11 protein-coding genes are annotated in these 11,830 nt (G+C 70.8%); 7 read left to right on the top strand and 4 right to left on the bottom strand.

The window, feature by feature from the left end:
• Nucleotides 1-7 precede the first annotated feature (7 nt).
• Nucleotides 8-952: a LacI family DNA-binding transcriptional regulator gene (locus C4V41_RS05775; protein ID WP_103954632.1), complete on the bottom strand. Its 945-nt coding sequence runs from the start codon at nucleotides 950-952 to the stop codon at nucleotides 8-10.
• 164 nt (nucleotides 953-1,116) lie between these two features.
• On the opposite strand from C4V41_RS05775, the gene C4V41_RS05770 reads away from it, so the two are divergent.
• Genes C4V41_RS05770 through C4V41_RS05750 form a run of 5 tightly spaced genes read left to right on the top strand, consistent with a single transcriptional unit; the run spans nucleotide 1,117 to nucleotide 5,812 of the window.
• Complete coding sequence (locus C4V41_RS05770) at nucleotides 1,117-1,908, top strand: ABC transporter permease (RefSeq protein WP_235029915.1); 792 nt, start codon at nucleotides 1,117-1,119, stop codon at nucleotides 1,906-1,908.
• Nucleotides 1,905-2,696 (top strand): ABC transporter permease, encoded by a 792-nt coding sequence (locus tag C4V41_RS05765; protein ID WP_103954630.1) that lies wholly within the window; start codon nucleotides 1,905-1,907, stop codon nucleotides 2,694-2,696. The genes C4V41_RS05770 and C4V41_RS05765 overlap by 4 nt, the downstream gene beginning before the upstream one ends.
• Nucleotides 2,693-3,670 carry an ABC transporter ATP-binding protein gene (locus C4V41_RS05760; protein ID WP_103954629.1) on the top strand — a complete coding sequence of 326 codons (978 nt, stop codon included), beginning with the start codon at nucleotides 2,693-2,695 and terminating at the stop codon, nucleotides 3,668-3,670. Before C4V41_RS05765 ends, C4V41_RS05760 begins: the two co-directional genes overlap by 4 nt.
• 13 nt (nucleotides 3,671-3,683) lie before the next feature.
• Nucleotides 3,684-4,742 (top strand): extracellular solute-binding protein, encoded by a 1,059-nt coding sequence (locus C4V41_RS05755; protein ID WP_103954628.1) that lies wholly within the window; start codon nucleotides 3,684-3,686, stop codon nucleotides 4,740-4,742.
• Nucleotides 4,739-5,812 carry an adenosine deaminase family protein gene (locus tag C4V41_RS05750; protein ID WP_200823754.1) on the top strand — a complete coding sequence of 358 codons (1,074 nt, stop codon included), beginning with the start codon at nucleotides 4,739-4,741 and terminating at the stop codon, nucleotides 5,810-5,812. Before C4V41_RS05755 ends, C4V41_RS05750 begins: the two co-directional genes overlap by 4 nt.
• Nucleotides 5,813-5,851: 39 nt before the next feature.
• Here C4V41_RS05750 and C4V41_RS05745 read toward each other — a convergent pair whose 3' ends face one another.
• Nucleotides 5,852-6,517 (bottom strand): nitroreductase, encoded by a 666-nt coding sequence (locus tag C4V41_RS05745; protein ID WP_103954627.1) that lies wholly within the window; start codon nucleotides 6,515-6,517, stop codon nucleotides 5,852-5,854.
• A 54-nt stretch (nucleotides 6,518-6,571) separates the two neighbouring features.
• Entirely contained in the window at nucleotides 6,572-7,300 is a 729-nt protein-coding gene (locus C4V41_RS05740) for a sigma-70 family RNA polymerase sigma factor (RefSeq protein ID WP_103954626.1), read from the bottom strand.
• Between the two features lie 251 nt (nucleotides 7,301-7,551).
• Here C4V41_RS05740 and C4V41_RS05735 point away from each other — a divergent pair, with 251 nt between their 5' ends.
• Nucleotides 7,552-8,568, top strand: coding sequence for a LacI family DNA-binding transcriptional regulator (locus C4V41_RS05735; RefSeq protein WP_103954625.1), 1,017 nt, complete (start codon nucleotides 7,552-7,554; stop codon nucleotides 8,566-8,568).
• Between the two features lie 175 nt (nucleotides 8,569-8,743).
• Here C4V41_RS05735 and C4V41_RS05730 read toward each other — a convergent pair whose 3' ends face one another.
• The gene (locus C4V41_RS05730; protein WP_103954624.1) at nucleotides 8,744-10,285 is read right to left on the bottom strand and encodes a glycoside hydrolase family 43 protein; all 1,542 of its coding nucleotides are present in this window, start codon (nucleotides 10,283-10,285) and stop codon (nucleotides 8,744-8,746) included.
• Between the two features lie 137 nt (nucleotides 10,286-10,422).
• On the opposite strand from C4V41_RS05730, the gene C4V41_RS05725 reads away from it, so the two are divergent.
• The gene (locus C4V41_RS05725; protein ID WP_103954623.1) at nucleotides 10,423-11,781 is read left to right on the top strand and encodes an ABC transporter substrate-binding protein; all 1,359 of its coding nucleotides are present in this window, start codon (nucleotides 10,423-10,425) and stop codon (nucleotides 11,779-11,781) included.
• Nucleotides 11,782-11,830 lie beyond the last annotated feature (49 nt).

Below are 11,830 nucleotides of genomic sequence, written 5' to 3'. Positions count from 1 at the left end.
GCCGTGCTCATTCTTTGATCGGGACGGTGAGGCGGCGCCTGGTGGGCGACGGCTCCTTGCGCTCACCCAGGAGGGTCATGAGCTGGTCCATGGCCACCTGGCCGAGCTTCTCGCCGTCCACGTCGATCGAGGGCACGTCGCCCAGGCCGAGGCTGTCGACGATCATGCGCTCCGAGCTGACCACGACGTCGCGGATCCCCCGGTTGAGCAGGGCGAACATGAGCCCGAGGCCGATCGAGGTCGCGTAGGGGACGACGGCGGTGGCGCGGGCGGCCACCACGGCCTCTAACGTCTCCACCCCGGCGGCGAACGTCGAGGGGTAGGGGCCGAGCATGGTCAGCGTCACGCCGCTCGACTCGGCCGCGGCGCGGATGGCCGCCTGACGCTGGCGGTCCTGCCAGGAGCCCGCCGGGCCGCCGATGTAGACGACCCGCTCGTGGCCCTTCTCCGCGAACCAGCCGACGAGCGCCCCGAAGGCGGTGGCGGTGTCGGCGACCGCCGAGGTCATGCCCTCGACCTCGCGGTCGATGAGCACGGCCGGCTTGTACGACGCCGCCGCGCGGACGATCTCGTCCGACCCCCGGGGCGCGGTGAGCAGGAACCCGTCGACCTGGTGCGCGAGCTGCTCGACCGCGGCGAGCTGGGCCGCGTGCTCCAGCGTGTGCACCGCGATGGTCAGCTGCATGCCGGAGTCGGCCGCGCGCGCCTGGGCGCCGCCGATGATCGGGCTGAAGAAGGTGTTGTCGAGCGTGGGCACCACGATGGCGACCACCCCGGTCGTCCCGCGGGCGAGCTGGGTGGCGGCCCGGTTGGGGACGAATCCGAGCTGCTCGGCGGCGGCGCGGACGCGGGCCACCGTCTCGGGGGCGGCCAGGTCAGGCCGGCCCAGGGCGCGGGAGGCCGTCGCCTTGGAAACCCCGGCCAGCGCGGCGACGTCCGCGAGTGTCGGCACAGATCCTCCTTGAGTCGTAACACGGATTTCACGCGGGGGTTTGTGCGCGGGGCCCCTCATAATCTATGGTCAGGCTTCTGGAACCGGTTCCGCAACCGGTTCCACCCCAGCGTACGCCACTCGGAAAGGACGCCGACATCTCCCGCAAATCGGCCTTTCTTCTGGTGCCGGGTCTCGTCCTGCTCGTCGCGGGATTCCTCGTCCCCTCGGCCGCGATGCTCTTCGCGCCGCCGGACGTGTCGACCGGCGAGATCTTCGCGCGCCTGGGCGAGATGCTCACCGATCCGTACGACCTGGAGGTGATCGGGCGCACGGTCGGGCTGGCCCTGGCTGTCACGATCATCTGCGTCGTCCTCGGCTTTCCCATCGCCTACTGGCTCGCCCGCTCGCCGTCGCGCTGGAGCGGGGTCTTCCTGGCAGTGGCGATCTTTCCACTGATGCTGAGCAACGTGGTGCGCACGTTCGGCTGGCTCGTCATTCTCGGTTCCAAGGGGGCGCTCGGCCGGCTCCTGGTCCAGCTCGGCCTGGTCGACACGGCGCCGCAGCTCCTCTACACCAAGCTGGCGATCGTGCTCGGCCTCACCCAGTTGTTCCTGCCGCTGGCGATCATCTCCTGCTACTCGGCCGTCGCCCAGGTCGATCCCGGCCTGGACGACGCCTCGCGCGGGCTCGGCGCGAGCCGGATCCGCACGATGTGGAACGTCGTCATCCCGCTGACCATGCCGGGCATCGTGGTGGCCGCCACCCTGGTGTTCGCGGGGTCCGTCACCGCGTACACCACGCCTTATCTGCTCGGCGGGTCCAGCCAGCGGATGCTCTCCACGCAGCTCTTCAACTACGCGAGCACCACGCTCGACTGGGCCTCGGCCTCGGCGACGGCGCTCATCATGACGGTCCTGGTCTTCCTGGTCTCCGGGCTGTCCTCGCTGATCGGCCGGAAGGGGGCCACCTCATGAAGCGGCCGATCACGGCGGCGCTCGCGGTCATCGGCTACGTCATCATGATCGTGCCGATCATCTTCGTGGTCGCCACCGCCTTCACCGCCGGGAGCACCCTGCGGTTCCCGCCGGACGGGGTCTCGCTGCGCTGGTTCGGCGAGGCGCTCGGCTACGAGCCGTTCGTCGAGGCCGCGATCTCCAGCCTGGAGCTCGCCGTCCTCGCCACCGCGCTCGCGCTGCTGATCGGCGTGCCCGTCACGCTGGCCATCCATCGCGGCAAGCTTCCCGGCAAAGGGCTGGTCGAGGGGTTGTTCCTGTCGCCGCTCATCGTCCCCGAGCTGGTCGTCGGGCTCGCGCTGTTCCAGCAGCTCATGGTCGGGCTGGACCTGAACAACTTCAGCACCCTGCTGGTCGGGCACACGGCGCTGATGCTCCCCTATGCGGTACGCGTGACCGGCGCGTCGCTCGCGCTGGCCGACCCCGCGCTGGAGGAGGCCGCCCGGGGCCTGGGCGCCTCGCCGCTGCGCGCGTTCTTCAACGTGACGCTGCCCGTGCTGCGACCGGGGATCTTCTCCGCCGGGCTGCTCAGCTTGGTCACGTCCTTCAACAACGTGCCGCTGTCGCTCCTGCTGCAGGGACGTGACTTCCGGACGCTGCCGGTGACGATGCTCGACTACGTGCAGCAGTCCTACGACCCGATGGTCGCCGCCGCGTCCACCCTCATCCTGGCCGCCACCGTGGTCATCGCGGTGATCGCCGAGCGCACGGTCGGATTCGCCAAGATCTTCGGAGGGATCAACCAATGACCGCCGCCGCCGAGCTGATCGGAGTCACCCAGAGGTTCGGCTCCTTCACCGCCGTCGATGAGATCGACCTCACCGTGCCGGCCGGCAAGCTGACGACGCTGCTGGGGCCGAGCGGCTGCGGCAAGACGACCACGCTCAGGATGATCGCGGGCTACTCGGAGCCGACGTCGGGGACGATCCGCATCGACGGGGTCGACAGCACGCGCACGCCGCCGGAGAAGCGGAACCTCGGGATGGTCTTCCAGTCGTACGCGCTGTTCCCGCACATGACGGTGGCCGACAACGTCGGGTACGGCCTCAAGCTGCGCAAGGTGCCCGCCGCCGAAAGACGCACGCGGGTCATGGAGACGCTCGAACTCGTCGGGCTCGCCCACCTGGCCGACCGCAAGCCGAAGAAGCTCTCCGGCGGCCAGCAGCAGCGGGTGGCCCTGGCCAGGGCGATCGCGATCAGGCCCAAGCTGCTGCTGCTCGACGAGCCGCTGTCCAACCTCGACGCGCGGCTGCGCGTCCAGATGCGGGCCGAGATCAGGCGCATCCAGGCGGAGACCGAGCTGACCGTCATCCTCGTCACCCATGACCAGGACGAGGCGCTGGAGATGTCCGACGAGATGGTCATCATGAACGAGGGCCGGATCGTGCAGCAGGGCTCTCCCCAGCAGATCTTCCCCCGCCCGGCCGACCGCTTCGTGGCCGAGTTCCTCGGCTACGAGAACTTCCTCACCGCGGCCGACGGCACCCCGCTGACCATCCGGCCCGAACACCTGCGCATCGCCTCCGCCGGTCCCGGCCTCGACGCGGTCGTGGTCGACGCGGCCTTCCGCGGTGTCGACCTGCTGGTCTCACTCGACGTGGTCGACCCGTCGGGCGCGACCGTCCGGCTGGTCGCCGACGTACGCGGCGGCGCGATCCTGACCCCCGGATCGAGCGTCACGGTGATCGCGCCCGACGACCACCTGGTCTCCCTACCCCGCTGAAAGAAGGAACCTCATGCCCACGCGCCGCGCCGTACTGGCCGCCGCTCTGACGGTGCTCGCCGCAGCCGGATGTTCCGGCTCCGGCTCCGGCTCCGGTGAGCAGGCCGCCGATCAGAACACCCTCGTCGTCAGCACGTTCCCCTTCGGTGTGAAGGAGTTCGAGCAGGCGGTCGTCGCCCCGTTCACCAAGCAGACGGGGATCAAGGTCGAGCTGGACACCGGCTCCAACGCCGACCGGCTGTCGAAGCTGAAGCTCGCCAAAGGTGAGCCGGAATCGGACGTGGTGCTGATCTCCGACTACTTCGCCGCGCTCGGGCAGAAGGACGGCCTCTTCCAGAAGGTCGACGTGCCCAACATCAAGCAGCTCGCGCCGTTCGCGACCGAGGGCGCGTACGAGGGGCCCGCCTACACGCACCAGCTCAACGGGATCATCTACAACACCGGCAAGCTGAGCCAGGCGCAGGCGGCCGACTGGGCGCTGTTCGCGAACGCGGCGAACAAGGGCAAGGTCGCCCTGCCCGATATCTCGGTGACCGCCGGGCAGCTCATGATCTCCGGCGTGGGTGAGGCGTACGGCAAGGGCCCGTACGACATCGACGGCTCGCTGAAGACGCTGGCCGGCTGGGCGCCGAACGTCCTGCAGTTCTACACCTCCTCCACCGAGGTGACGAATCTGCTGACGCAGGGCGAGATCGTCGCCGCCGACGCGCTGAGCGGCTTCGCCACCAAGCTGGTCACCTCGGGCGAGCCGATCGCCTGGACCGCTCCCGCCAAGGGCCGCTACATGGCCACCAACCGGGCGATGATCCCCAAGGGCGCGCGCAACCAGCAGGGCGCGGCGAAGTTCATCGACTACATGCTGTCGGCCGAGGCGCAGAGCGCCATGGCCAAGGCCGCCGGTGACCTGCCCACGAACCCGAAGGCCGAGGTCCCGGCCGACATCGCCAAGGTGACGGGCGAGGCGGCGAAGGACCCGGTGGCCGCCGGGTTCAAGACCCTCGACCCCGCCCAGCTCGTCGACACCCGCGCCGCCTGGGTCGACCGCTTCGCCCGCGAGGTGGCCGGCAAGTGAACCTGGACCTGATGCCCAAGGTCGATCTGCACTGCCATCTCATCGGCACCGTACGCGGCTCGACCTTCGCCGAGCTGGCCAGGCGGGAGGGGCTCGACCTGCCCGACACGCCGGAGCGGATCTACGCGGACGTGAACTCGCTGCCGCCGGACCCGGCGCTCTACCTGAACACCCGGGTCCCGGTTCCGCAGGGCAGGAGCGCGGACGAGCCCGCGGTGTCGTACTCGCTGTTCCAGGTGTCCTCGTGGGTGCTCCAGGTCCTGCGCGACGCCGACGATCTCACCAGGATCACGTACGAGGCGTTCGAGGACGCCCACCGGACCAGCGCGACCAGGCACCTGGAGGTCTCCTTCGACGCGCTGACCGAGCACCAGGAGAAGCTCGGCTACGCCACGGTGGTCGAGGCGTACGCCGAGGGCATCAGGATGGCGGAGCGCGACTTCGGCATGTCGGGCCGGCTCATCGCGGCCATCGACCGGAGCAAGACGGGCGACGAGGCCCTCGCCTGGGTACGCACGGTCGTGGACCACCCGCACGACTACGTGGCCGGGATCGGCCTGGACAACCTGGAGACCGCCGGGCCGCCCGAGCGGTTCGAGGCCGCCTACCGGCTCGCCGGTGAGGCCGGGCTGGGGCGTACCGCGCACTCCTCCGAGCACGCGCCCGTCGCCGTCAACACGATCACCTGCCTCGACGTGCTCGGGTGCGACCGGATCGACCACGGCTACTTCGTCCTCGAGGACGACGAGGTCGTGGCCAGGGTCAGAGACGAGCAGATCCCGTTCACCGTCATCTCGACCACCTCGCGGCGCTCGTGGCGGCCGTGGCGGCGGGCGTCGATCGCGGCGATGCTCGACGCGGGGCTCAACGTCATTCCCGCTTCCGACGACCCCGGAATGTTCCCGACGTCGCTGGCGAACGAGTACCGGATCCTCTCCGATCGGCTCGGCGTGCCGGACGAGCGGTTGCGGGCGATGGCGCTGGCCGGGGTGGACGCGTGCTGGCTGCCGGCGCCGGAGAAGGCCGCGCTGCGCGAGCGGTTCGAGACCGAACTCGCCGCCGCGGCGTAAGCGGTCCCGCGGGCTCTCGCCGCGCCGTGCCGTCCCCGCTCAGCCCTCGACGAACGTGACCGTCTCGTCGAGGGGCGCCCGGCCCGTACGGAGGGAATTCGCCGTGACGTCCTCGAATCCGATCGACATGCCGCAGAAGAGGATGAGCTCGTCCGGCGGTGAGAGGATTTCCGCGACGGTCTCGCGATACACCGACCATGCCATCTGAGGGCAACTGTGCAGCCCTTCGGCGCGCAGCAGCAGCATGACGGTCTGCAGGTACATTCCCGTATCCGCCCATTGGGGCCGGCCCATGTCGCGGTCGATGTAGCAGAACAGGGCGGCGGGCGCGCCGAAGCACTGCCAGTTGCCGGAAGCGGCCCGCTGGCGCGCCTCCCAGTCCTCGCGCGCGACACCGAGCGCGCTGTAGCGCTCCTTGCCGAAGGCGGATCGCCGCTCGTGGTAGGGGGACTTCAGCGCGGGCGGGTACATCTCGTACTCCCGCTCGTCCCACGGGTCGCCCGCGGCCACGCGCTTGCCGGCCCGCTTCTTGAGCTCGGCCAGCGGCTCGCCGGTCAGCACGTAGGCGTGCCAGGGCTGGAGGTTCGATCCGGACGGCGACCAGGCCGCGGCGGACAGCACGCGCTCCAGCACCTCCTTCGGGACCGGCCGGGCGGTGAACGCGCGCACCGCGTGCCGGCTGGTGACCGCCTCGTACACATCCATGATCGCTACCTCCTCGTCCGCTCACCTCCCCGGCGGCCGGGCAGGCGAGCCGGGTCAGCGCCTGGCCCACCGGCCGGCGAGCACCTTGACGTACGTCACCATTCGCGACGAACCCGTCACAGAGATGCGAGACGCGCCGCCGGAGTGGCCGGTCACGTCCGCGGCGAAGATCTCCTCCAGCGCGGGCAGGTCGCCGAAGCGGGCGGCGGCGACGAACGCGGTCAGCAGCCTGCGTCGTTCGACCCCTGTGACAGGTGTGCGACGCTCGACGAGCACGTGTTTACGCGCTCGGCTGACGAGCTGGCGTGCGGCCGCCTCGCTGAGCCGGACGATGCCGGCGATCTGCCGGTAGGGATAGTCGAACGCCTCCCGCAGCACGTACGCCGCCCGTTCGGTGGGCGAAAGCCGCTCCAGCAGCACCAGCACCGCTAACTCCAGGGCCTCCACCCGCTCGGCACCGAGGCAGGGGTCGTCCGCGCCGGTGTCGCCCGGTTCCGGCAGCCACGACCCGAAGGAGATCTCGCGGCGGACGCGGGCTGACCGGGCCGCGTTGATGGCCATCCTCGTGGTCGTCGTCGCCAGGAACGCCGCTGGATTGTCCACCGTCGCGCGGTTATAGCCCTGCCAGCGCAACCAGACGTCCTGAACGAGATCCTCGGCTTCGGTGGCACTCGCCAGCATCCTGTACGCGATGCCGAACAGTCGCGGCCGCACCCCGGTGAACATCGCCGCCGCCTGGTCGAGATCCTCCGGTCCGCGGGATTCGCTCGCCGGCACCGTCATCACCCCCTGCTCTGGCGTCCTCCTTCGTCGGCAACCGTCCTGCGTCATCACCTGCGGCCTACCCCTTGAGCAGCGGGGACAGGCCAGCGGCGGGTACAGTCCAGGAAGATTTCCCAAGGAGAAACGGCGACCAGGCGGTCAAAACCCGTACCGGAATTCGCCGAACGGCGGGATATGATCCACCTGCCGCGCCGGCGGTGCGTGAGCGCGTAGCGGGCGTGACGTCCCGGTGAGGTGGGGAAGCGAAGGACATGGGCCGGGCACCAGGCATGGTGGACGTGGCGCGCGAAGCGGGCGTGTCGCACGTCACCGTGTCCCGGGTCCTCAACGACCACCCTTCCGTACGCCCGGAGACCCGGGCGCGTGTCGAGGCGGCCATCGAGAAGCTCGGCTACCGCCGCAACAGCGTCGCCCGCGCCCTCAAGAGCCGCCGATCCTCGACGATCGGGCTGGTGCTCGCCGGCGCCGAGCTCTTCGAGCTGCCCCGCGTGCTGCGGGGCGTCCAGACGGCGGCGCAACGGGCCGGATACTGGGTCAACATGGCGAGCTGGCAGGGCGGCACCACCGTCGACCTGGCCGAGACGCTGCGGCGGCTCACCGATCAGGCCGTCGAGGCCGTCGCCGTCATCGCCGACCGTCCCCTGGTGGTGGACGCCCTGGCCGGCATCGCCACCGGCGTGCCCGTGACCGTCATCATGTCCGGCAACGTACCCAACCCGGACATCGGCTTCGTCGAGCTGGATCAGGAGCTGGGGGCGCGCCTGGCCGTCCAGCACCTGCTCGGGCTGGGGCATCGCCGCATCGTGCACCTGACCGGTTCGCTGCGGACCTTCGACGCTCGGGCCCGCGTCGAGGGCTGGCGGGCCGCGCTGAAGGGCGTGACGGAGGCGCACGGAGAGCTGCTGGAGGGCGACTTCACCGGCAACAGCGGCTACCGCCTGGCCCATTACCTGGTCACTCGTGAGGGGCACGAGCGCCCGACCGCGATCTTCGCCGGCAACGACCAGATGGCCATGGGCGTCCTGGCGGCCTTCGCCGAACTCGGCGTCAAGGTGCCCGGCGACGTCTCGCTGGTCGGCTTCGACGACATCGCCGGCGCGGCCTACCTGGTGCCGTCCCTCACCACGGTCCGCCAGGACTTCGTCGCGCTGGGGGAACGCTCGATCGAGCGGTTGCTCCGGATGATGCGCGGCGAACCCGCCTCCAGCGAACGCATCCCACCCGAACTGATCATCCGCCGCAGCACCGCCCCACCCGGCCGGCCCTGACCCACCGCCCCGCAGCCCCGCAGCCCCGCAGCCCCACCGCCCAGCCGCGCCGGTCGGCCGCCGCGGCGCCACCCCACTGCCTCGCCCGTCTTCTCAAGGGACCCCGCCGGAGTGCGGTGGATGGGGCGAGAAGGGAAGTCGTGGCGACGTGCGGAATGCGGGGCAGGGCCCCCGGTCAGTCGGCCGGCTGGTAGTCGAACCAGTGCACCCGTGCCCGCCCACCCCCGGCCCGGCCGTTGGCGGTCGCGTAGAGGCCCAGGTGGACGCCGACGAAGCCGCCCGCCCGCTCGGTGCTGAAGAAGGGCCGCTCGACGGTGGCCAGGTCGAGCCGGCGGCCGGTGTCACAGTCCTGGACGCGGAAGGTGTAGCCGGACTCGTCGGACTCGACGGACAGCACCGCCTCCCCCGAGGTGAGCGGCGCGGTGGCCAGAACGGCGCTCGTGCCCGCCTCGCGGAGGGTCAGCACCGCCCGCGCCTCCCCGTCCGCGTCCACGGTGAGGGCGAGGGTGGCGTGCTGGTCCTGGTTCTGGAAGACGGCCAGGCCGGCCTCCTCCGACGGCAGCGTCGCCGAGAAGCCGATCCGGGCCTGGACGTGGCAGCGTACGTGCTGCTGTCGCCGCGCGACGAAGGCCGGCACCCCGGTCGAGCCGAGCGGCTCGGGCGCCGCGTCGATCTCCAGCCCGCCCCCGGCGGCGGGCCGGATGAGGTCGGTGACCGGCCCGCGCAGGCTGCTCCACTCCAGGCCGAGCTCCGGCGAGTCGAAGGACGTCCGGCTCGCCGCGACGGGCTGTGAAAAGGCCGCGAGGCCGGGGAGCCGTTCGGTCAGTTGGACGCCGCCCGTTTCGGGAGCGAAGACCGGCCCGTGCGCGGTCCAGCCGACGGGCACCAGGAACACCTCGCGCCCCAGCGTGTGCGTGCCGTCGATCGGGCGCACCCCCAGGGTCACCGCCCACGTCTCACCGCCTGGGGTGTCCACCAGGTCGGCGTGACCGACGTTGTGCACGGGCTCGTCCGGACCCCGGTGCCGGTGGGTCAGCAGCGGGCTGCGCGGGTCGGTGACGTACGGACCGGTGACGGCGCCGGCGCGTGCGGCGGTGACGCTGTGGTTGCGCTCGGTGCCACCCTCTGCGGCGATCAGATGGTAGACGCCGTCGCGCTTGTACAGGTGCGGCGCCTCCACCCACGCCCCCCGTACGGCGCCCTGCCAGAGCACATGGGTCGGGCCGGCGAGTTCGAGACGGTCCAGGTCGAGCTCCCGCATCCACAGCTCGCCCGGCCCGCCGGTCACGGCGTCGCGGCAGGCGGTGAGCCAGCACCGGCCGTCGTCGTCGAAGAACAGCGACGGGTCGATGCCCTCGGCCTCCAGCGGCACGGGGTCCGACCACGGCCCGGCCGGGTCGTCGGCGGTGACGACGAACGTGAGGTGGCCCCGCCGATTCACCGCCAGCGTGGAGACCACGTAGAACCTGCCGTCGTGGTGCCGGACGGTCGGCGCCCAGACCCCGTCGGAGACGTCGAGCCCTTGGAGCGGAAGCTGCCCCGGCCGGTTCAGCACGTGCGTGAGCTGACGCCATCGGACGAGGTCACGGCTGTGGAAGACGGGTATGGCCGGATAGTACGCGAACGACGAGGTGACCAGGTAGTAGTCCTCACCGACCCGGCAGATCGACGGGTCCGGGTGACAGCCGGGCAGGACGGGGTTACGGAAGGTGGGCACGGGGGCGGGCTCCGAAACGTTTGCATGCTCGGTTACGAGCCAGGTCTTGACAGAATGACAACGTTAACATCAGGTTAGATCCCAATCGCACGACCCGGCATCCCGCCGAGACGCACCACCTTGCCGAGGAGCACGTCATGACCTCACCGCCCCTCCCCCGCCGCCGGCCTGGGGGACGCCGCACCGTGATCGCCGCCCTGGCGGTCGCCCTGGCCACGTCGCTGGCCGCCTGCTCGTCCGCCGGCAGCCCCTCCTCGGACACCGCCGCCCCCTCGAAGGCCGCCGGGCCGGTCACGCTGGAGTTCTGGACCTGGAGCCTCAAGGGCAGTGACGCGGCGGCCAAGGCGATCGTGGACAAATACCACCAGCTCCACCCGAACGTCACCGTCAAGCTGTCGGAGGTCGGCGGGACCTCCGACACCGCCGCCAAGCTGCTGGCCGCCGACCAGGCCGGCGACACTCCCGACGTCGTGCAGATCGAGTACCGCGGCGTTCCCGCGCTGGTGGTGGCCGGCGCCGTCAAGGACATCACCGCCGACGTGGCCGGCGCCAAGTCCGGCATCGACCCCAACATCTGGGCCCAGACCACCTTCAACAACCAGGTCTACGGCGTGCCCCAGGACATCGGCCCGATGGTGCTCACCTACCGCAAGGACCTGTTCGACAAGTACGGCGTCAAGGTGCCCACCACCTGGGCCGAGTACGCCAAGGCCGCCGAGCAGATCCACAAGAAGGATCCCGACGCCTACATCGCCGGCTTCGCCGCCAACCAGCTCGAGTTCTTCGCCGCGCACGCCGCCCAGGCCGGCGCCCAGTGGTGGAGCACCGACGGCAACGCCTGGAAGGTCGGCATCGACAGCGAGGCCTCGCTCAAGACCGCCGACTTCTGGCAGGACCTCGTGGAGCGCGACCTGGTCAAGGTCGAGCCGCTGCTCACCCCGGAGTGGAACGCCAAGGTCAACAACGGCAAGATCCTGAGCTGGGCGGCCGGAGCCTGGGCGCCGAGCGTGATCCACTCGGTGGCGCCGGACACCGCCGGCAAGTGGGAGTCCGCGCCGCTGCCGCAGTGGACGGAAGGGCAGGCGGCCGTGCCGTTCCTGGGCGGGTCGGCGTACCTGGTGCCGGCCAAGTCGAAGCACGCCAAGGAGGCCGCGGCGTTCGCGGCCTGGCTGGGCGCCTCGGAGGAGGGCTCGAAGCTGCTGCTCACCCTCGACATCTTCCCCGGCGGGAACGCCGGCCGGCAGGCGACGCTGACCGCCGAGCCGCCGAAGCTGATGCCGCAGCAGAAGGACTTCTACCAGGTCACCGACCAGGTGATCAAGAACACCACGATCCCGGTGACGTGGGGGCCCAACGTGAACGTCGCCCAGAGCGCCTTCGGAGACGCGCTCAACAAGGCCGCGCTCGACAAGACCTCCTTCCGCGCGGTGTACCAGGCCACCCAGCAGGCGGTCGTCGCCGACCTGCAGAAGTCCGGCTACACCGTCACCAAGTAGACGCCGCGGGCCCGGCCGGCAAGCCGGGCCCGCGACACGACCGCACCTG

Origin of the sequence: Nonomuraea solani, assembly GCF_900108335.1 — a bacterium.
Lineage (GTDB): Bacteria > Actinomycetota > Actinomycetes > Streptosporangiales > Streptosporangiaceae > Nonomuraea > Nonomuraea solani.
This window is presented reverse-complemented; position numbering and strand designations above follow the sequence as displayed.